13 protein-coding genes are annotated in these 21,811 nt (G+C 56.8%); all 13 read right to left on the bottom strand.

The genetic code is table 11. From position 1 onward, the window contains the following. Nucleotides 1-69: 69 nt before the first annotated feature. Entirely contained in the window at nucleotides 70-2,130 is a 2,061-nt protein-coding gene (locus BBPC_RS08045; protein ID WP_004223234.1) for a hypothetical protein, read from the bottom strand. Nucleotides 2,131-2,297: 167 nt separating this feature from the next. Then, nucleotides 2,298-2,711, bottom strand: coding sequence for a chorismate mutase (locus tag BBPC_RS08050; protein WP_004223233.1), 414 nt, complete (start codon nucleotides 2,709-2,711; stop codon nucleotides 2,298-2,300). A gap of 24 nt (nucleotides 2,712-2,735) precedes the next feature. Beyond that, on the bottom strand, nucleotides 2,736-3,212 hold the full coding sequence (locus BBPC_RS08055; protein ID WP_033524304.1) for an Lrp/AsnC family transcriptional regulator: 477 nt from the start codon (nucleotides 3,210-3,212) through the stop codon (nucleotides 2,736-2,738). 467 nt (nucleotides 3,213-3,679) lie between these two features. Beyond that, nucleotides 3,680-5,830 (bottom strand): transcription termination factor Rho, encoded by a 2,151-nt coding sequence (gene rho, locus BBPC_RS08060; protein ID WP_033524305.1) that lies wholly within the window; start codon nucleotides 5,828-5,830, stop codon nucleotides 3,680-3,682. 299 nt (nucleotides 5,831-6,129) lie between these two features. After that, nucleotides 6,130-7,719 carry an NAD(P)/FAD-dependent oxidoreductase gene (locus tag BBPC_RS08065; RefSeq protein WP_004223226.1) on the bottom strand — a complete coding sequence of 530 codons (1,590 nt, stop codon included), beginning with the start codon at nucleotides 7,717-7,719 and terminating at the stop codon, nucleotides 6,130-6,132. Between the two features lie 259 nt (nucleotides 7,720-7,978). Further along, nucleotides 7,979-8,290 (bottom strand): DUF2469 domain-containing protein, encoded by a 312-nt coding sequence (locus BBPC_RS08070; protein ID WP_003833998.1) that lies wholly within the window; start codon nucleotides 8,288-8,290, stop codon nucleotides 7,979-7,981. Further along, nucleotides 8,290-9,393 (bottom strand): GNAT family N-acetyltransferase, encoded by a 1,104-nt coding sequence (locus BBPC_RS08075; RefSeq protein WP_004223221.1) that lies wholly within the window; start codon nucleotides 9,391-9,393, stop codon nucleotides 8,290-8,292. Before BBPC_RS08075 ends, BBPC_RS08070 begins: the two co-directional genes overlap by 1 nt. A 310-nt stretch (nucleotides 9,394-9,703) precedes the next feature. Then, nucleotides 9,704-11,200 carry an Asp-tRNA(Asn)/Glu-tRNA(Gln) amidotransferase subunit GatB gene (gene gatB / locus BBPC_RS08080; RefSeq protein ID WP_004223220.1) on the bottom strand — a complete coding sequence of 499 codons (1,497 nt, stop codon included), beginning with the start codon at nucleotides 11,198-11,200 and terminating at the stop codon, nucleotides 9,704-9,706. A gap of 25 nt (nucleotides 11,201-11,225) precedes the next feature. After that, the gene (gene gatA / locus BBPC_RS08085) at nucleotides 11,226-12,755 is read right to left on the bottom strand and encodes an Asp-tRNA(Asn)/Glu-tRNA(Gln) amidotransferase subunit GatA (protein ID WP_004223217.1); all 1,530 of its coding nucleotides are present in this window, start codon (nucleotides 12,753-12,755) and stop codon (nucleotides 11,226-11,228) included. A 1-nt stretch (nucleotide 12,756) separates the two neighbouring features. After that, a complete protein-coding gene (gene gatC, locus BBPC_RS08090) occupies nucleotides 12,757-13,053 on the bottom strand; it encodes an Asp-tRNA(Asn)/Glu-tRNA(Gln) amidotransferase subunit GatC (protein WP_003833990.1) in 297 nt (98 codons plus the stop codon). 418 nt (nucleotides 13,054-13,471) lie between these two features. Continuing rightward, nucleotides 13,472-14,269 carry a TrmH family RNA methyltransferase gene (locus tag BBPC_RS08095; protein WP_004223214.1) on the bottom strand — a complete coding sequence of 266 codons (798 nt, stop codon included), beginning with the start codon at nucleotides 14,267-14,269 and terminating at the stop codon, nucleotides 13,472-13,474. A gap of 438 nt (nucleotides 14,270-14,707) precedes the next feature. Then, on the bottom strand, nucleotides 14,708-15,370 hold the full coding sequence (locus tag BBPC_RS08100; protein WP_004223209.1) for a type I phosphoribosyltransferase: 663 nt from the start codon (nucleotides 15,368-15,370) through the stop codon (nucleotides 14,708-14,710). A gap of 252 nt (nucleotides 15,371-15,622) precedes the next feature. Further along, on the bottom strand, nucleotides 15,623-21,715 hold the full coding sequence (locus tag BBPC_RS09395) for a family 43 glycosylhydrolase (RefSeq protein WP_004223207.1): 6,093 nt from the start codon (nucleotides 21,713-21,715) through the stop codon (nucleotides 15,623-15,625). Nucleotides 21,716-21,811 lie beyond the last annotated feature (96 nt).

Consider the following 21,811-nt stretch of genomic DNA (forward strand, 5'->3'; position numbering starts at 1 on the left):
CCTAAGAGGGGATCTTCCGCGATTGGAAGGCCCCCTCTTTGTGTATCTGGATCCTATGTTCATACTTTTTTATAAAACGGGAACTGCAAGCAGATATTGAGATTGCGCGGCCTTAGCAGGCTGCGATTGCACAGGCATATCCGGATACAGCTTCTGCAAAGCCTGCTGCAATATTTCGGCAGCGGCCGCAATTTCAACGGTCTCGTCAATCAAATCGCTATTATCAGGCACAATCAACGTGCGATTTCCGGAACCAGCAATGCCGTATGCTGCAATCGGCAACGCACTTGTCATCAACATTTCGGAAGATGCGGTTTTTCCTGTTGTTCCAGTATTTTCAGATGCGGAATCTACCGAATCGCCATCGCTGGATTTCTTTGATTCCACTCCCCCGACTTTCGCAACGTTCTTCGACGTGGTATCGGCAGCCGCGCCAAATGACGATCGCAGGCCGCCCGCGTAGCTCATCACATCATCCATGCTGATGGCGTTCTTGTCGTCCACCAAGCTGGCCGCAGTACCGTCGGAAGCGTTCTGCTGATTGGCCGCATCCGCCTGCGCGCGTTCCTCTTTGCGTTGGGCCTTGATACGCGCCCGCTCGGCACGGCCCGCAAGCGACGTCTCCGAAGCCGAGGCAAGTCCCATAGACCCCTTCAACGTAACTTCCGAACCATCGACAGTATCGTCGGAACTGGTCGAATCATCACCTGCATCAAGCTGATCCGCAAAACGAAGCACGATCTGGTGGAACGCACTGGCCTGACCCGTGTGCTCGCTCGCATCCGCCAACGCCTGCATCGCATCGTCAACCCTGCTTGAAGCCGACTTCAACTTCTCATTGCCGTCAATGCTGTTGCGCACATCCGCAATCGCCTGAGATTCCAAGTTTTGCGCCGAACCTGCGGAAGCCCCCAATTCCTTAAGCCGAGCGGTGTACGCGTCGGTGAAATCCATGGAATACGGAATCATCGCCGAAGAAAGCTGCGACTGGCCGGCACTGTAATCCTTGGCGCCACGCTGCTGCTCCTCGCCCGCACGCTTGTTGAGTTCCGCCACCAAACCGGATGTGCCACGCTGTTCGATGGTGCGAATCACCTCGTTCACCGCGTCGGCGGCACCCGTATGTCGGTATGCGGCGCTCACATCGTTGACCGCGTTGGCCAGATCGACCACGGACTGCGCCACCGCAGTATCGCCGTTCAATTCGGCCGCGGTGCCGAGAATGGCGGTAAGTTGCGTGGTATCGCCAATCGATCCGGAAAGATGCGTCGTATACGAGCCGACGTACGCGTCGATATACCCGTTGAACGCCTGCTCATGTTCCTGCTCACGCTGGGCGATGGTCGTTTCGGCAAGCTCCTTTTCATGATCGCGCAGTTGTTCGAGCTGCGCGATGAGCTCATGGTTGCGTTGCGATCCGACATTCGTCAAACCATCCACCAATGTGGATGCGCGATCGGTCAAACTGGTGAGATTGCCATAGCAGCCAGTTCTTTCGGAATCGCAGGCAACAGCGGCGACAGACAGCGAACTCATGGTGAAGTTTTTCGCAGTCACATACGTATGAATCGTAAGATCCTCACCCGGCTTGCCTACCGCAGCGACCAATGTCGACGAATTGCCGGCAGACACAAGCACGCCTTCGTCTGAGGTCGCGTCATTGCCGACGCGGTTGGGAATGGTGAACGCGACGATCGGCGTCAGATCAGCCGTTTCCTCCGGTCGTTCCGATTTCAGATCGATGCGGATGCCGACCACGCCCGATGCACCGGAAATCTTGGATGCGCTGACGGTCGGACCGTCCAAAGTAAAGGTCGCCGTTATATCCCACGGCAGTTCCACACGCTCTTGCGGCACGCGCTGCGAAGACGTCGCGCCCTCATCTGCATTCATGTCCGTATCAGTTGCAGAAGCGGCGTCACTCGTCAAATACAAGCGGCCCGGCTCATCAACGGACTCATATGCGCTCATCACATCGTGCGAGGCCACCGCCGAGACGTACTCGCCGTTCCGACGCACCGCATCAACCACATTCGAAACCCCGACCGCGCATACGGGAGCCGCCGAAACCAGCGTTACCGCAATGGACGCAGCCAGCATGTGCCGCAGATGGACACTCGCCACACGCATATCACGCTCACCACGCGTGCTATCGGCATGATGGGCACAAGATGCACGAAACGCAACAGAACGACGCATGCCGAGCCTCTCAATCGCAATCAAAACAACGTTCCAAAGCAATCAATGTAGCGCGCGGCATGCCCCGGCAAGAAACGATTTCGCGGAAAACAGACAGGTCAGGCGAATACGTCGAGCACACCCGGATCGACGCCGTTCTCGGCGATGCGCTTATGCCTGCGCTTGGCTTCGGTCACCACGAATTCGCGATACATTTCGGCGATGTCGGGATCCAACCCGGCATCGACAGCAATGCGGTGCAACCGTTCGATCTGGTAATCCTCACGCTTGTAATCGGCCGGCGCGAAACCCGCGCGGGCTTTCAGCACACCCACTTGGGACGTGTATTTGAAGCGTTCCGCCAGTAGGGAAACGATGGCCGTGTCGACATTGTCGATCGACTGGCGCAATGCAGCGATTTTCGCCACGGCATCGGCAACCTCGGGATTGCTTTGCGCGGTGCCCGCATCGATGACGGTTTCGGTTTCATGCTCTTCTTCTGGCCGAAGCCAGTCATGTTCGCTATCGCTCATGCGTACAAGACTACCGCGCGCATGTCACTTGGAGAAGTACCGTTGCAGCACAATCGTGGTTTCCGTGCTCACCGGCACCGTTTGGTGGATGACGTTCAGCAGATCCTCAAGCTTGCTTGGCGAGGCTGCGCGCACGGTCAGCATGTAGCTGGGTGACCCAGCCACGGAATCGCACGACATGATGCCTTCGATATCCTGCAATTTGGCGGGAATCTCGGCTTCCTTGGAATAATCGATCGGCGTGACCGCAATGTAGGCACGTACGGCGAGGCCACGCTTTTCATCGTCGATAACGGCCTTGTAGCCGAGAATCACATTACGACGTTCCAGTTTCTGCACGCGCGATTGCACCGCGGAAATCGACAGTCCCGTAGCATCCGAAAGCTGAGACAGCGTAGCGCGGCCGTCTTTCTCCAGCATGCTGAGAATGGTCTCGTCGATATCGTCGAATTGGCCCACGCTCGCATGCGTGGTGTCGGGTTCGTTGCCATTGCCTGTCATAGATGCCCCTTTCCAACAAGCATTCTGCATCAGTCCGGTAGGACCGACTCCCCTATGCAGCTCACGTTTCCGTCCATTACCATACCCACCCCAACACACAATCCGTCAACTGCATTTTCGTAACATTTCCAACGAATTTCGATTTTCAATCATTTTTCTCCTATTTTTTTCATATACCCCCTATATAGCAATACTATTTTCGTCTTTTTACTTTCGATTTCGTATTTTTTCGTGCGTCGATTTTTACATACCGTATGTCCACAACGTGATCATCCACATTGCCGAATCGTGCGGAACTTTCGAAAAACAATCGAAACGCATTCGAAAGTAGTTGAAAACTGCAAAACGGAAAAACAGCCGAACAGAAAGACAGCCGAACAGAAAGACAGCCGAACGAAACAAAAGGGCCGCATGGCGATTGTCATACGACCCTTGGATGCGTAACCGCAGATTGCGATTACCTGCGATTAGCTGTTGCCGTTATTCGCGGTATTGCCGCTCTGCTGGATCAGCGACGCCATGAAATCACGGTTGGTCGCGGTCTTCTTCAGACGCGGCACAAGCGTCTGGTAAGCCTGCTCAGGCTCCAGACCGCCAAGCAGACGACGCAGACGGTAGATGATCGGCAGCTCCTGCGGATCGGTGATGAGTTCCTCGCGACGGGTGCCGGAAGCGTTCACGTCGATGGCCGGGAACAGGCGCTTGTCTGCCAGTTCGCGGCTCAGGCGCAGCTCCATGTTGCCGGTGCCCTTGAACTCCTCGAAAATCACCTCGTCCATCTTGGAGCCGGTTTCCACCAGTGCGGAGGAGATGATGGTCAGAGAGCCGCCGTTTTCGATGTTACGAGCGGCACCGAAGAACTTCTTCGGTGGGTACAGCGCCTGGGCATCCACACCACCGGAAAGAATACGGCCGGAAGCCGGAGCGGCGATGTTGTAGGCACGGGCCAGACGGGTCATGGAATCAAGCAGCACCACCACGTCCTGGCCAAGCTCCACGAGACGCTTCGCGCGTTCGATGGCGAGTTCGGCGACGGTGGTGTGGTCGGAGGCCGGACGGTCGAAGGTGGAGGAAATGACCTCGCCCTGCACCGTACGTTCCATATCGGTGACCTCTTCCGGACGTTCGTCCACGAGCACGACCATCAGGTGGACTTCCGGATTGTTGGTGGCGATCGCGTTGGCGATGTTCTGCAGGGTGATGGTCTTGCCGGCCTTCGGCGGAGACACGATCAGGCCACGCTGGCCCTTGCCGATCGGCGCCACGATGTCGATGAGGCGGCCGGTGAGCTTGTTCGGCGCGGTTTCCTGCTTCAGACGCTCCTGCGGATACAGCGGAGTGAGCTTGTTGAACTGCGGACGGTTCTGTGCGGCCTCCACGGTCATGCCGTTGATGGAGTCGATGGACTGCAGCGGCACGAACTTCTGACGCTGGTTGCGGCGGTCGCCCTCACGCGGGGTACGGATGGAACCGTGCACGGCATCACCCTTGCGCAGCCCATACTTCTTGACCTGGCCCATGGAAACGTACACGTCGTTCGGACCCGGCAAATAGCCGGAGGTACGCACGAAAGCGTAGGAATCGAGCACGTCGACGATGCCCGCGACAGGCACGAGATCCTCTTTCGGCTCCTCGTGACGCTGTTCGCGTTCAACATTGCGATCCGTGCGCTCGTTGCGCTCGACGCGATCGTTACGCTCGTTGCGATCATTGTTACGGTCGCCGGTACGGCCACGACGCTCGTCACGCTCGTCATAATCGCGGTCACGGCCACGCAGGCGACGGCCACGACGATCCACGCGGTCACCCCTATCGCTGACGCGACCGCGACCACGACGCGCGAAATCACCGTCTTCAGCCTCGTCACGACGTTCGTCATCATCACTGCCCTGCGAAGGCAACGTGGCGAGAATGTCATCAAGATCGCGCACAACGTCCTCATCCTTCGGCCCTTCCACCGCACGACGGCGACGGCGCGGCTCAACGTCGGACGCATCATCCTTACGATGGCGACGACGATCATCCTGCTTCGGCGAAGCATCGTCCAATCCCAGTTCGGCCAGCAGATCGGTGGCAGCGTCCGCATCACGGCGGCGACGGCGCTTCGGAGCCTCATCGATGCTGTCCAGGGCGTTCACCGCGGCCATGACATCGGCCGCCTCCTCGCTCGTCGGAGCCTCAGCCTGCTTGCGACGGTCAGCACGCTCGGTGCGCTCGGCACGTTCCGTCTGTTCGGAGCGCTCCGCACGCTCAGCGCTATCAGCACGTCCGGCAAGGGTCTTCCTAACGGTTTTGGCCGTCTGCTTTTCGGACTGCTCAGCCTCGTTGGCTTTGCTTTCGGCAGCCTCGTTGGACTTGCCGGATTCCTCAGCCGTGTTCGCCGCGACCTCAGCGTCTGCGGTTTGGGCTTCAGCAGGAGCCACCGGAGCGGCCGGTGCAGCGGACTTCGGAGCTCGCACGGTCACACCGGCAGGCGCTTCACCGCCGGAACGAGCGGCCTGAAGCGTCGCGATAAGTTCCGGCTTACGCATGGTGGAGGTGCCACGAAGGCCCATCTGCTTGGCGAGCTCCTTGAGCTCAGGCAGTTTCATGTCTTCAAGATTCGGGCTGGTTGCCACTGGTTTTTGCCTTTCCCCTAGCTTCCGCAAGCACACGCCTGCAACAGCTGTAAAAAGAGATACGGAAATTTCCGCCACTGAAAGTCCGCCGCGAAATATCACGGTTTTCGAACTTTCCTAACCATACAACGTCATCCAGACCAACGCAACGTAGGCGTGCCAACGTATTCATGCCAATCAAGCATTCAAGTCAATGACAAATCGCAAATCACAATGCGAAAGACCCGCCATGCGATCACATGACGGGTCTTTCGCTTTACCACATGCTTTACAGCAACAGGTGCAGGTCTTGCCGGAACCTACTTTTCCTCGTGATAGCTCTTGTCGGTATTGACGGACCATACGTTCTTCTTGGACGTCTTGCCGTTCTTGATATTGCCGACGGCCTCGATTGCGGTGGCCATGGAATGATCCATGTTGTTGTAACGATGCTGGCCGTTGCGGCCGACGCAATACAGATTGCCGAAGGAATCGAGGTATTCCACGAGCTCAGGCATGCGATCGTAGGTGTCGAAATATGCTGGATACGCCTTCTTCACGCGCTCACGATGGGAGTCGATCACGTCTTGCGGACCGTTGATGATCTGCATGCGCGTAAGCTCCTGGATGGCGAACTTCTTCGCTTCCTCGTCAGACATGTTCCAGAAGGAATCGCCTTCTTCGCAGAAGTATTCAAGACCGATCCACACGGTGTTGTCAACGTCCTTGACCAGGTACGGGCTCCAGTTGTTGAAGATCTGCAAACGGCCGACCTTGTAGCCCGGATCCTGCACGTAAATCCAGCAATCAGGCACGATCGGCGGGTTGCCGAGGGTGGGAATGTCGGTGGTGTTCGACAGGCGTAGGTGCTTGACGAGCAGACCAACGGTCACGAAGTCGCGGTACGGCAGGCCGTTGGCGATTTCGGTCATGTCCTTCGGCGCGGGCTGGCTGGAAGCGTCCACGGCGTTGATGAGATCCTTGACGGGCATGGAGGAGATGAAGTCGTCCGCGGCCATTTCGGTGCGGTTGCCTTCGGAATCCTCATATACCACGGATGCGATCTTGCCGTCGGCCTGGCGAATCTCCACCACGTTCGCGTCGGTGATGACCTTCACGCCCGCGGCCTCGCAGTTGGCCTCGACGGTTTCCCACAGCTGGCCCGGACCATACTTCGGATACCAGAATTCCTCAATCAGCGAGGTTTCAACCTCAGCATTGCTGCGCTTCTTCGGCAGGAGCTTCTGGAACGCGTTCTTCAGCACGCCCATAATGCTCAGGCCCTTGACGCGCTGCGCACCCCAATCGGCGGAAATCTGGGACGGATGGCGACCCCACAGCTTCTCGGTGTACCCCTCGAAGAACATGGAATACAGCTTGCGGCCGAAACGATTGATGTAGAAGTTCTCCAGATTGTCTTCCGGCAGCTTGTGCACCATGGACTTCAGGTAGCTGAAGCCGGCAACAAGCGTAAGCTTCGGACCCATGGCCTTCAACGTGTTGGCGCTCAGGGAAATCGGGTAGTCAAAGAAGTGGCGGTTCCAGTAAATACGAGACACGCGATGACGCTTAAGCATCACCTTGTCTTCGACTTCCGGATCCGGTCCGCCCGGTTCCATATCGTGCTCGCGACCGAGCTTCTTGTCATCATAGCTTGGCGCGCCCTGCAGCGGCAGGACCCCCTTCCACCAATCCATGATGCGTTCGTCCTTCGAGAAGAAACGATGGCCGCCAATATCCATACGGTTGCCATCATGCTTGACGGTGCGGGAGATGCCGCCGAATTCGCGGGTCGCTTCCAACACAGTCACGTCGTAGTTCTCGGAGCCACCGTCCTTGACGAGCTCCCAAGCGGCAGTCAGGCCTGCAGGGCCACCGCCGATAATCACCACGGATTGCTTTTGCGTCACTTTGAGGTCTCCTTATGAAAACAAAAATCCCTGATAGTCTACCCGAGGGTAGGGAAACGAACACCGCAACTTGTGCGAATGCTTACAAAATCAAGCCAAGTCAGCCGGATATACGGCTATCGCATCATGCAAAACGCAATCATCAAACCGGCCGATGCACGACCCGACTGCGCGGCCAAAGCGCGCAACCACATTACGCGATCCAACTACGCGACCAGCAACCGCACAACTGGCAACCGCGTGACCGGCAACTGCGCAACTAGATGGAATCAGGAATGTCAATATCGGTTTTCTGCACTTCCTCAACATTGACATCCTTGAACGTGACGATACGCACGTTCTTGACGAAACGACTGGAACGATAGACGTCCCACACCCAAGCATCAGTCAGGCGCACGTCGAAATACACGTCCTGGCCTGCGGAACGCACATTGAAATCGACTTTATTCGCCAAATAAAAGCGACGTTCCGTTTCAACAACATACGTAAACAGCTTGATTACGTCGCGATACTCCTTATACAGAGCCAGTTCCGCGTCGGTTTCGTAATTATCGAGATCCTCGGCGCTCATCACTTACCTTCCGTATCGCGCTTGCGACCACGACCAAGCGTGCGCCACCAAGCTTCCTTCGACGTCTTACGCTCGCCCGCCGTGTACGGCCAGCTGTTTTCGGCATCGGCATCGCCAGTAACGGACTTGCGATCATCATGCTCGCTTTGTCGCGCAGGTTCCGCGCCTTCCGCGTCCTTCCGCACAGCCTCGGCCACGTCACCAGCACCATCGGAAGAAGCTTTCTGCACGGATTGCGCAGCTGCCGCGGCATCGTTGACATCCGTACCTTCCGCATCATGCTTCGAAGCATTCTTCTCATTCAGTCGGATGGCAATGGAATGCTCGCGCGCGCTCAACGCTTCCTTGACGCCCGGATTATCTTCGATCACATGCATGCCGAACGCGTCAAGCGAACGGATCGGGTCGAACTCGTCAACCAGCGTGTCCATAACGATCAGATCCTGGTAACGGTTCTGCGAAGCGTTCCACAAGGCGTCGCGCGAACGACCGGACGGCACGAATCCCAACGACTGGTACACGGACACGGAACGCGTGTTCTGCTCGGGCACGGCAACCCAAATGCGATGCATGCCAAGGCCTGCCGGTTCCGGCGCAAGTCCGTACGTCATCACGCGCGGCATGATGTCACGCGAATAGCCACGGCCGCGGTAATCCTTGCCAAGCACCACCTGAATGCGCGCGGAACGAGCCCAACCGTCAATATCGATCAGGAAAATCATGCCAATCACATTGTCGGAATTCGCGGCATCGATCTCGCCATCGCCATCATGGTCGGCTTCGGTGATGATGGACCATGCGATCGTGCGACGCGACTCCGGATCCCCCACACCGGATTCGGTCGGCGTTTCGCCTTGGGACCATGCCACGGAACGACGCACCCACGCATGCACCGCGCCACGCTCGGCAACCCGATCCTTGCCGGTGATTCCGGAAGCGCCGATGTACGCCCCAATGGCGTCCATACGTTCAAGATCTTCGATCACGGACGGACGCAGATGCACCATCTCGCCCTTGATAGACGGAATGACGATGAGATCCGGCAATTCACGCGACTGCTGGTCCAACTGCTCCTGTGTCGCAGCCTCAACTTGTTCTGGCATTATTCCTGTCCCCTACATCATTGCAGGCACGACCGTCGCCGCACCCATACCGAGGGTATTGTACCCGACTGTATGTCAGCTGTGAATCCGCGCGGCGGCAATCGCTGTACATATTCCTCTACCAGCATAACCTGATGTTGAAGGACATGTCGGCAATCGTAAGAAAATGCGCTTCGCGATTATGCATTCTCTTTCTTTGAAATCCCTTTTCCGGAATAACGAAAAGAAAACGCACGTCCCAAGCTTTTTGGAACGTGCGTTTTCCTGCGATTCAACAATCGGCTGTAATCGTCAGCAATCGTTGTAAACGTTACTTGATCTTGCTCATCACGATCTTGGTGACGGCCTTTGCGTCAGCCTGACCGCGAGTGGCACGCATGACGGCACCAATGATGGCGCCCATCGGCTTCATATTGCCGCTCTTGAGCTTTTCAACGATGTCAGGATTGGCTGCGAGAGCCTCATTCACGGCCTTTTCGAGAGCGCCGTCATCAGACACGACCTGGAAGCCATGCTTCTTGACGACCTCATCCGGAGTGCCTTCGCCAGCAAGCACACCGGCGACGGTCTGCTTGGCCAGCTTGTCGTTGAGCTTGCCATCGGCGATCAGCTTCTCAACCTCAGCCACATCGGCCGGAGCGATCGGTAGCTCTTCGAGGCTCACGCCCTTGTTGTTGGCTTCACGGCTCAGCTCGCCCAGCCACCACTTCTTGGCACCTGCGGCGGTGGCACCAGCCTTGACGGTCTCCTCAAGCAGATCCAGAGCGTCGGCGTTGAGCACGTCACGCATCTCCAAATCGTTGAAGCCCCACTCGCCCTTCAGGCGGTTGCGGCGCTCGCGCGGCATTTCCGGCATCTGAGCCTTCATCTCTTCGATGTGCTCCTTGGTGATGTGCAGCATCACCAGATCCGGATCCGGGAAGTAGCGGTAATCGTCGGCATCGGACTTCACGCGGCCGCCTGCGGTGGTCTGCGAAGCCTCATCCCAGTGGCGGGTTTCCTGCAGAATCTCGCCGCCTTCGCTCAGAATGGCCGCCTGACGGCGAATCTCATACTGAATGGTCTTTTCAATACCGCGGAACGAGTTCACGTTCTTGGTTTCGGAACGGGTGCCGAACGGATCGGACGGGCTGTTGCGCAGCGACACGTTCACGTCGGCACGCATGTTGCCCTGCTCCATGCGAGCGTGGGAAATATTAAGCGCACGCACGATGTCGCGGATGGCGCGCATGTAGGCACCGGCGATTTCCGGAGCACGATCGCCTGCGCCAACGATCGGCTTGGTCACGATTTCGATCAGAGGAACGCCTGCACGGTTGTAGTCGACCAGGGAGTGGTCAGCGCCTTCGATACGGCCGTCAGCGCCACCGACGTGGGTGTTCTTGCCTGCGTCGTCTTCGATGTGGGCGCGTTCGATCGGCACACGGAACACGGTGCCGTCTTCAAGTTCCACATCAAGATAGCCGTTGCCGTTGGTCGGCTTGTCATACTGCGAGATCTGGTAATCGCGCGGCATGTCCGGGTAGAAGTAGTTCTTACGCGCGAACTGGCTCCACTCGGCAATTTCGCAATGCAGGGCAAGACCCAGCTTGATGGCGTAATCGACGGCGGTCTTGTTGACCACCGGCAGAGAACCCGGCAGACCAAGGCTCACCGGGGTGAGCTGGCTGTTCGGATCGCCACCGAACGAGACTTCGGCCGGGCAGAACAGCTTCGTGGTGGTGCTCAGCTCAACATGGGTTTCCAGACCGATGACCGGATCGAACTTCTTGACGGCATCGGCGTACTTCATCAACTTTTCAGCCATTTTGTTTTCTTTCCTCCGATGCTTCCTACTTGTTCAAGCCGTCGAGCCACGGGGTCTTCAGGGACTGCCAGATCGGACCGTTCCAGTCTTCCTCGAGAGCCGCCTCAAGTGCCGCGGCAGGCTTGTACATGGCCTCGTCACGCTGCTGCGGAGCGAGGAACTGGAAGCCAACCGGCAAGCCGTCGTCGCTCAGACCAGCAGGAATGCTCATGGCCGGAACGCCTGCAAGGTTGGCCGGAATGGTGGTGATATCGATGGCATACATGGCCATCGGATCCTCGGTCTTCTCACCGAACTTGAATGCGGTGACCGGGCTGGTCGGGCCAACAAGCACGTCGACCTTCTCGAAAGCCTTCTTGAAATCGTCGATGATCAGGGTGCGCACCTTCTGTGCGGAACCGTACCATGCATCGTAATAACCGGCGGACAGGGCATACGTGCCAAGGATGATACGACGCTTGACCTCGTCGCCGAAACCGGCTTCACGAGTGTAGGCCATCATGTTGGCGGCGGTCTGCGGAACGCCTGCCGGCGGCATGACGCGCAGACCGTAACGCATGCCATCGTAACGAGCCAGGTTGGAGCTGACCTCGGACGGCATGATGATGTAGTACGCGCCAAGGGAGTACGGCAGGTGCGGCAGAGACACTTCAGTGACTTCAGCGCCCATCTCCTCAAGCTTCTTGACACCTTCGTTGAAGCGTGCCATAACGCCCGGCTGGAAGCCTTCGCCGCCGAGCTCCTTGATCAGACCGACCTTGAGGCCCTTCAGATCACGCTTCATGCCTTCGCGGGCGGCCGCCACCATCGGGCGAGGACTTTCCGGAATGGACGTGGAATCGCGCTTGTCGTGGCCTCCGATCACTTCCTGCAGCAGGGCCGCGTCGAGCACAGTACGGGAGCATGGGCCGATCTGGTCGAGCGAGGAAGCCATGGCGATTGCGCCGAAACGAGAGACACCGCCGTAGGTCGGCTTGACGCCGACGGTACCGGTCAGCGAGCCCGGCTGACGGATGGAGCCACCGGTGTCGGTACCCAGGGCGAGCGGGGCTTCGAACGCTGCCACTGCAGCTGCGGAACCACCGCCGGAACCGCCCGGAACACGTTCGGTATCCCACGGATTGTGTGTGGTCTGGTAGGCGGAATGCTCGGTGGACGAACCCTGAGCGAACTCATCGAGGTTGGTCTTGCCCAGCAGCGGCATGCCTGCAGCCTTGAGCTTCTCGATGACGGTAGCGTCGTACGGAGGCACCCAGCCTTCGAGGATCTTGGAGGCTGCGGTGGTTTCGATGCCCTTGGTGACGATCATGTCTTTGATGGCGATCGGCACGCCGGCAAGTTCCGGCAGCTGTGCCTTTTCCTCATCGGACTTGGCATCGAAGGCGTCGGCCTGTTCGAGAGCCTGATCGCCGGACACCTTCAGGAAAGCCTTGATGCTCGGCTCGGCGGCCTCGATGACTTCGAGATGCGCTTCAACCAGTTCACGGCTGGAAACTTCCTTGGCCTTGATCTTAGCCGCCATCTCGGCGGCGGAAAGCTTGACGAGTTCGCTCATGTCACTCCTCCCCCAGAATGCGCGGTGCAACGAACATGCCGGCCTCGGAAACCGGAGCGCCTGCGGTCGCCTCTTCCTGAGTCAGCGGGGTTTCCGGCACATCCGGGCGCAGGTAGGCTTCCAGCGGAATCGGGTTCGCGGTTGGTTCCACATCGTCGGTAGCGACTTCCTGGACCTTGTTGATGGATTCTGCGATGACGTTCAGATCGCCCTGCAGACGGGTGATCTCCTCGTCAGTAAGTGCAATTCGGGCCAAATCGCCCAGATGCACGATTTCTTCTTTGGTGAAAGTAGGCATGTCCCTAACATTAACGCGTCTGTGTGACGAGCGCCCGCCCATTTCGTCTCGCCCCGCAACCACGTCACACCGGCATTGCCGGCACGCCCCGCACAGTCCAAAATCACCCACCCACTGGAGGAATCCTCCCGCTGACACGCCCGCACAGTCCAAAAACCTCCAGTCACTGGAGAAAACTGGACTCTAGGATGAACAATCCTCCCGCAAACTGGACTGCCTCCCATTTTGAGCAACAAAAAGGGAGGCAGTCCAAAAGGAAGGTATCGTCACGCGAAGTCAAGGTTGAAAGCCAAGGTTGAAAGCCAAGGTTGAAAATCAAGACTGAAAGCCAGAACTAGAAATCAAAACTGAAGCCAGAACTGGAAGTCAAAACTGAAAGTCGGAACTGGAAATCAAGGCTGAAAATCAGGAACGGAAATTAGGGTTGGATGGTGGCGTGTTGGGCGATCCAGGCGTGCATGGAGACTGCTGCGGCAGCTCCGGCGTTAATGGAACGGACTGAGCCGAACTGAGAAATGTAGACCACGTCATCGGCCAGCTCGAGCGCCTTTTCAGACAACCCCGGACCTTCCGCGCCAAACAGCATGAGGCATCGCTTCGGGAAATGGTAGGTTTCCATCGGCACCGCGCCGGGAATGATATCGAGCGCAATCACCCGCGCGGCCTTCAACTCGGCGATACGCTGATTAATCGCCGCCAACTGCGCCATACAAGTGGACTCGTTTCCATGTTCAATACCACTCGTAGCTGAAACGTCCATTGAAATACCAGATGGAGCGCACCCAGCAACACGGATCTCAGCTAACGAAGCCGCCTCGCTCATGCAGGCACAGTTCGCTTTTTTTGCATTTTCGCGCATGCGGAATGCGATTGCGGCCGCTTGCGATTGGACTGCGGCGATTTCTCCGGCAATGCGCAGCTTCCAGCATTCGACAAGCTCGGCTATGGACGGGTGGTTTTCGACGTGCTGGTACAGTTCCGTCATCAGCGCGCCCTTGCGATTCCACTTGTGCGGTCCGACGATATGTACACGTTTCGCTTGGAATGCGTTGGCAGTGCGCACCATGGATCCGATATTGAAATCGTGCGTCCAGTTTTCCACGGCAACTTCGAAATCATGCCGACCATGATCGTCAAGATCATCTTTAATGGCCGAAACCGTCCAGTAGCGGTACCGGTCAAGCACGTTACGACGGTCGCCCTCATCAAGCAGCACAGTATCGAATCGACGATCATAATTCGGTGATTGCGGATCATCCGGACGAGGTTCGCCAGGATGCGTTTGGCCCCACGGACCTACGCCCACCTCACGAAAAGCCGGCTCTCCGGACGCTTTCGCCGCAATATCAATAGGATTAGGCTGATGCACGATTTTCCTCACATTCGTCGTCCGATATTTCGTCGACAGGTAACTTCTGTTATATCTTCCACCATTCGCCCACGATCAACATCGGCAATCGCAGCATTGCCCACCGCGATTTTGGAGATCGCCTGCCGTCAACCGCATCCGTACTGCCGACTTTATTTTTCCTTTACTCATGTCAGCATGAACGTCAGCATGATTCCAACAGAACAATACCCGTGAAACATTCCATGAAACACGGCGGATGACATCATTAAAAAAACCGCCGGTACAACCGGAAAGTCGCGCTGGTCAGTGAAGCTCCGACTCCTTGAAGACCTCCACAAACGGCAGTTCAGCTTCGGACCCATCCACCGGATTGACGACTTTGATCGACGGGTCGGCCATATCGACGCCACCAATCAACGAAGCGACAGCAAGCACTTCGGCGCCTTCGTTCTTCACCACGGAGAAGTCAAGGCTCAACTCATTGCCGTTACGCAAGGTGACCAAAGAGGACGTCTGCACATATGACTTTTCAGACAGCCAGGAATCCAGCAACACCACACGTTTACCGGCAATCGAAGGCCCCTTGATGGACGGATACACAAAATCCATCACAAAACCGTTAAGGTTTTCACCTCGAGAAGCGGCCGCCTGGATCATAGCGGAAACCAGCGGAACCGCAGCCGCAGTCAGCGCACCAACCGCATCGAAATCATCAACGGAATAGCCGGCCTCTTCCAACGTATCCAACAAAATATGCCCAACAATCGACGCTCCACGATGGTCGAACAACACTGAGGAAAGTTCCGAGAACGGCTTATCGGCCATCTCGGCCTGCAGCAGCGACTTGAGCTGATCACGCGGTTCAAGCATGGCGAAATCAACGGCTGCGTTCACAGTATCGCCAGCGGTTGCGGCAGTGGATTCAGCAACCGGCTTGGTCTTACGGAAAGTCTTCTCTTCGGTCATAGTCCCAGCCTACCGTTTCTACTCGTCAAAAGAGTGACAGTGTTGGTGTCAACAAGCAACGTCCAATATCTCCCATCAACAGATGGTCAACAGAAAATCAACATTTCAAAAGTCAGGCCGGTCTCACCATAAAGATGAAACCGGCCTGAACCGAACCCAAGAAACCGGCGAGAGCAGCAGATTACTCACTTAAGCGCGAGAATCCACTTCAGATCTGTTTCAAACTCCGCTTCCAGGTTCGCTTCCGGACTCTCATCTGGTCTCGCTTCCAGCCCCGCTGACGCACCGGCGCAATACCACACCCGCTCCCACCAGCAACACCATCACGGCGATTACGCCACTGACAGCCGAACCGGTATTGGCAACCTTGTTGCCGGTCTTGGAAGCAGTATTGTTCTTACCATTGCCAGCAGAATTACCGGAATTACCACCAGAATTATCCGAATCCCCAGGTTTGTCCGAATCTCCGGGCTTGTCCGAATCGCTCTTCAGCGAAGCCTGCGCCGCTGTCAACGCTTCAGACGCCTCATCGACGTCCGCCTGCGACAGCCCCTCATCCAAAGCCTTAGACAGCGCCAGTTTCGCAGCGTCACGAGCCTCAACGAACGCATCCCACTTCCCACTGTCATATCCGTTGTTGACCACCGCCGCAGCATCCGCAACAGCGGAAGACAACGCATCGGTCTTCGCCATCGTGATCGACACGCCTTCATCGGTAGGATTGATGGTTTGCATCAGCCCGTTTTCGTCGAAGGTGATCTCGTCGATCGCGGTTTCGCGGTGAAAGCCAAGCCCGGAAGTAAACACGCCAAGCGGAGTGTAGTGACGGTGATACGCCATGAACCAGCGCTCTTCGCCATTCGCGTCCACCACGTGCACTTCGGACTGATGGGCCGTACCCTGCAAATTCTTCGACGCGTCCTTTTGCAGGAGCACGCCATGGTTGTCGATATCAGTCACGGAGCCATCTTCCTTGAACAGCGACGGCGAAGTGCCGTATTCGACGTGGTAATTCGCCGATCCGGCATCGTCGCATGACCACGTCCAGTGATAGACGCCATCGCGCTTGGACACCACAACGGATTCCCGGAAGTTGTTCAGACCGTTGATCCGTTTGACCGTTCCCGGCACCACGCTCATCATGTCATCGCTCAATTGGGCGATGGCCGCCGAACCGTTGCCGTACAGGATATACGACGTGCCGTCATCATCGGTAAAAATCGACGGATCGATGGCCTGCCCCACAGTCACACCCTCCATCGAACGCGTAACGATGGGGTCTTTGGCCGCCTTGTATGGGCCGGCAGGCGAATCCGCTACCGCCACGCCAATCGCCGATTCACCGCTCTCAAGCTTGGCGCAGTAGTAGAAGTAATACTTGCCATTCTTTTTCTCGATGGTCGGCGCCCATGCGGATCCGACAGACCAAGGCGAAATTGCCGTATTCTCGTCGCCATTCGTGGTCGGCTCGTGATTCTTATCCACGTCGAGGATCACTCCTTCGTCGGTCCAGTTGACCAGGTCGGTCGAGCTGAAAGCATGGAAGTAATTCCCACTCCATCCCGAGAAGCCATCAGTCGTCGGGAAAATCCAGAATTTTCCGTCGAAATAATCGATATCCGGATCGGCATATTGCCCCGGCAAAACCGGATTATTTGACTGAACCGCCTTTTCGAGCGTCCATTTTTCGCTAACGATACCACCGTTGCCGTCCGAACATTCGATTACAAGCGTATGCTTCTTGGACATGTCAAGCTTGTCACCGCTGGCAAACGACTTGCCATCGACCGTGACACTCGCATCGTCGTAAGTCAGCGCGAACGTTACCGGAACGGCGTTGATCTCGGCACGATTGTTCACTACGGAGGTGATGGTTTTCGCGTCGCAATCCATGCTGGTACGCACGTTGCTGTGCTTATCGGTGCCACGCAATGCATCTGCTTGCGACGAGGTCGGCACAGTGCCCACAGTGATGGATGCGAGCGCGGGCGCGTTGTTCCGTTGTGCGATTTCGTTGGCGTTCAGCGTTCGATTCCAGATGGTCAGATTGTCCATCAGACCGGAATAGTATTCGCCGGATCCCCAGTTGGCTTTGCCGATTTGCAGGATTCCTCCGGTTTCGCCAAGGATTTCCTTGACGCCCAGCCCGGAAACGTCCGTGCTTTCGCCGGCAAGCACGCCATCGATGTAGACACGTGTCGTCTTCGCGTTTACCGTGACGGTCACGTTGTGCCATCCGTCGCCGCTTGTGGTGGCCGATGCGTTGCCTCGACCATCTCGACTGCCGTCGGTGTTGTATCGTTCGACAACAACGCTGCCGACCTTATCAAGCACTCCGATGTAGTGTTCGGATTGGTTGTACGTCGGGGCAGCCGTGGACGGAGCCGCGTAGAAGGTCCAGCCGGTATTGCCGTTGGAGTCGGGCTTAGCATCGTAGGAGACGGTGAACTCGGTGGCGTCCAACAGCAGTGCGGCGCCATTGGTTTGCGTGACGCTCAGCCAGGAACCGCTGCCCAGTCGAGCGGCTTTGGTGCCGTTGTTGCCATCTTCAAGCTTGGCCGTTCCGTGGATTCCGGCAACTGCCAGATCGCTGGTGTAACCGGTTTCCTCATCGTCAAAGGTGAATTGCGCGATCGGATTCTTCTGCTGTGCCAGAGGAGTGTTGGGCGCGATATGTTCGCCGTAAGCTGCGAGCACGGCGGTTTCCTCGTCGACGTTTAGACGGACGACGGTGCCATGGCGGAATCGCTGTCCGAAATTGGCTGAGGCCTTTGAGAATGTGCCCGACTTCTTCAGGGACGACAGTTTTGCGATGGTCCAGCCGGCGTAGCCTCCGTTGTCGCCCATCACAATCCACGCCCCATCAGTGCCTTGGTACACGGTCAAACCTTCGATGCGGGTGCTCAATCCTGATTCCGAGGTCTTGACGACTTTGTCTCCAGTAATTTTCGACGTGCCGTCGGCATTGACTTCGGAGTCGCGTTCAACTAGTCGGGTCCACTTCTGCGCTTCCAGAGAATCCGCGGTGTCGATCACCGTGTACCAATCCGATGTGGAGAAACGATAGTAGGATCCGTCATCGCCTTGCACGATTGTGGTGTCGATGATGTTATGCAGGTCGGCCGAGCTTTGATCGATCCAGATTTGAGGATTCTCAAACGTGGTGAAGTCCGAAGTGTATGCTTTGTACACTTTCAGCGCGGTATTGCCAGTAGTGGGATTGTCTCCGCCTGTTGACAGGTCGCGGCTTGACCAATACACCAGATATTTGCCCGCTTCGGCGTCCCAGATCGCTTCGGGAGCCCAAGCGTTGCCGACTTTGCCTTCCAAACCGGTTGATACCAGTTCAGGATCGGTCCAGATGACGAGATCCTTGGATTTGGCGACCACAAGATAGGTGCTGGCGTTGATCTGATTCCAAGAACCGCCCGAAGCGCTTCCTTCGGCGTGCAGATCGGTGCCGAGCATCACATACTTGTTGCCGTCCGCATCCGGCTCTTCCAAGCGAATCAGATGCGGATCGCGGATGCCTTTGGTGCCTTGCGTGGAAGACATGATTGCCTCACCATCGTTCAGCGCCTGCCATTTCAGGCCGTTTTTGCTGTATCCGTAATTGATTTTTTCATAGTCGGATGCGTTGAAGTACAGCCACAGATATCCGGCTTTCTTGGCAGCATCGTCATCTTTGGGATCATCCTTGCCGTCATCCGGCTTGGATACCGTCACGGTTGCCTCCACGGGCATGCGGGAGTCATCTTGGGCGGTTCCCTTGACGGTGAAGGTGCCAGCCTTGGCGTACTGGTCCGCGTCGATGTCATCCCATTGCACGTCAGCATCCTGTTCGGAGCCGTCAGCCATTGTCAGATGCACGGTTTCCGGCATCGTCGGAGCGGTCCCGGCGTTAGTGGACACGTCAACCGATGCCACCGACTTGACCGCGATGCTCGGCGCATAGGCTTCAAGCACGGTCTGATACTGGGCGCGGGTGACCGGAACCACGGTGCCGTGACGGGGCTTGCCACCATCGGAATTGACGGGGAAGTTCTCCTCGGGCATCTTGTCGCCGATTACCGTCCACTTCGAAGCGTCGGAAATGTCGGTGGTCGCCATGGGCACGTAATGGTTCGGACCTCCGTGATAGCTGGGCTGGTCGGCGAACAGATAGTATTGGTATCCGTTCACATCGCCTTCGTTGGCTTTGAACAGCGAGGGGCCTTCGCCTGCGGAGAAGGTGCCACCGTATCCGTTGGATTTGTCGTTGCCGATCGCGGTGCCGACTTCGCTCCACGAGCTGCCGGACAATGCCGTGCTGTAGTCTTTGATGCCGGCTTTTCCAATGGAATCGGTCAGGGTGTTGGACTTCTCCTGGCGCAAGGTCATCGACTTTTCATCCTTGTAGATGCGGTAGTAGGTGTCGCCTTCCTTCTGCACCGTCACATCAATGGAACCCGCTCCAGCTTGGCCTCTCCGATCCACGTCAATCCACGTCTTCGGTTTGGAGAACGTGATGAAATCAGGCGTCGTCACATACATCATGCGGTTGTAACTTGGCGAGGTACGAGTGCTCGAATCGTCATTGTCGTACAGATTCGAGGCCCAGTAGACCACATATTCGCCCAACTCATCATCCCAGTAGGCTTCCGGAGCCCACGTGTTGCCCGCGCTGTCGTCGCTGACCTTGATATGACGCTGGTTCGTCCAGTTCACCAGATCATTGGATTCCCAAACCTCGATATACAGCGAACCGTTGTACTGTGCCGCCGAGAAGCTGCCCTTCCTGCCGGAGATCTTCAGATCGGTGGCAAGCATGTAGAAGGTGTCGCCGTCATGCGAGCGCATGATGAATGGATCGCGCAATCCCTGTTCGCCTTCGGTGGAGGTGAACAGCGGAGTGCCTTCATTGAGCGTATTCCAGTCGAGCGCGTTGTTGCCCTTGGAAGCGGCGAGGCTTATCTTCTCGCCTCCCACGCCTTCGCCGGTGAAGAACGCCCAAATGTATGCCTCATCTTTGCTTTGGTCGGAAGGCATCGGCGAAACGGTGATCGGGAATTCCCGGTTTGCGGTGGCACCGTTGTTCGTCGCCGTCGCTTCCAATGTCACGTTGACGGAATCTTTGCCGGCAGCCGGCCGATTCACCGATACTTTGGCATTGTTCTCGTTATATCCTTCGGCGATAGAAGCGTTCGCACCGCCATCGTTCTTGACGGACCATGTAATGGCGGAGCCATTGTCACCGACCGTCGGCACCACGAAATTGCTACGAATATCGTCGGCGTCCAAGATATTCACGGCATCAAGATCGCTTTGGATCTTCTCATCGTCCGATATGATGTGCGGAACCGTAACCTTAAACGTCCGCAACTGATCGTCCGAGCCGTTGAGCTTGGCAGTCAAAGTTGCCACAGCATCGGCTTCACCGACTGCGGGGCGAGTAACTTGCGCGGTTCCATCTTCCGTGAACCGGATCGCGTTGTTATCGCTCGACCAAACGATCGGCACACCGTTGCTTTCCGTAATGACGGAGAAGTTTTCGGTTGCCTCTTGCGCAACGCTGATGGCGTTGAACGCATCGGTCGCCGCAGCTAGGGAACTGTCGTAAATCTTGAAATTGTCGATCAGACCGGTAAAGTATTCCGCGCCCCAATTCGCTTTGCCGAGTTGCAGAATACCACCGTCTTTGCCGAGGATTTCTGTCAGATCATGGCTTTCTTTGGCCTCCACGCTGTTCACAAGTGTGCCGTTGACGTACATTGTGGTGGATTCGTCGGATACGACTACATCCACGTGCTTCCAGCCGACACTGGAAGCACCGCTGACATTGGCTCCCGTGCGACCGCCCGTGGTGTTGTTGTAGCGTTCGAATGTGATCTTGTCGGTTTTGTCAAGAAAGCCGATGTAATGCTCATAACCATAGGTTGGTTTCGCCGCATCGCGGGCCGCGTACAGTGTCCAGCCGCTGTTGCCGCTTGATGCGGGCTTCGAATCGTAGCTGATGGTAATGGCATGCTTGCCTTGAAGCACCGCACTACCATCCGCGGATGTCAGGCTCATCCAGAATCCGCTGGACAGGTTGGCTGCAGTGGTGCCGTCTTCGCCGGTTCCCGTGGCCGTCTGGCCATTAATCGAAGCGACGATATTTCCCGATTGGTAGGTTCCGGTTTGTCCTGCCGTAAGATCGTTGAAATTCAGATCTACAAGCAGGCTGCTTTCGTTCTTGTATTTGTCAAGCGCCGATGGCTCCGATGCCATCGTACTTGGCGCAACGAGCAGAACGGCAGTCATGGTTGCGGCGGCGACGATAGCGCCGGTCAACCGTTTGACGGTGAGATGTTTTCTCGTATTCATAAATATTCCTTGAAGAATTCAGCATTAGTGCATGCGATTCATGCATAACAAGGAGGATGAGAAACCGTCCGGAAAGGAGGTAAATAGAACCGGACG

Origin of the sequence: Bifidobacterium pseudocatenulatum DSM 20438 = JCM 1200 = LMG 10505 (genome assembly GCF_001025215.1) — a bacterium.
GTDB lineage: Bacteria > Actinomycetota > Actinomycetes > Actinomycetales > Bifidobacteriaceae > Bifidobacterium > Bifidobacterium pseudocatenulatum.

Bases quoted from the DNA above. Each gene is read 5' to 3' on its own strand.
- BBPC_RS08045 (WP_004223234.1), bottom strand. From the start codon at position 2,130: ATGCGTGTGGCGAGTGTCCATCTGCGGCACATGCTGGCTGCGTCCATT.
- BBPC_RS08050 (WP_004223233.1), bottom strand. From the start codon at position 2,711: ATGAGCGATAGCGAACATGACTGGCTTCGGCCAGAAGAAGAGCATGAA.
- BBPC_RS08055 (WP_033524304.1), bottom strand. From the start codon at position 3,212: ATGACAGGCAATGGCAACGAACCCGACACCACGCATGCGAGCGTGGGC.
- BBPC_RS08070 (WP_003833998.1), bottom strand. From the start codon at position 8,290: ATGAGCGCCGAGGATCTCGATAATTACGAAACCGACGCGGAACTGGCT.
- BBPC_RS08075 (WP_004223221.1), bottom strand. From the start codon at position 9,393: ATGCCAGAACAAGTTGAGGCTGCGACACAGGAGCAGTTGGACCAGCAG.
- gatB (WP_004223220.1), bottom strand. From the start codon at position 11,200: ATGGCTGAAAAGTTGATGAAGTACGCCGATGCCGTCAAGAAGTTCGAT.
- gatA (WP_004223217.1), bottom strand. From the start codon at position 12,755: ATGAGCGAACTCGTCAAGCTTTCCGCCGCCGAGATGGCGGCTAAGATC.
- gatC (WP_003833990.1), bottom strand. From the start codon at position 13,053: ATGCCTACTTTCACCAAAGAAGAAATCGTGCATCTGGGCGATTTGGCC.
- BBPC_RS08100 (WP_004223209.1), bottom strand. From the start codon at position 15,370: ATGACCGAAGAGAAGACTTTCCGTAAGACCAAGCCGGTTGCTGAATCC.
- BBPC_RS09395 (WP_004223207.1), bottom strand. From the start codon at position 21,715: ATGAATACGAGAAAACATCTCACCGTCAAACGGTTGACCGGCGCTATC.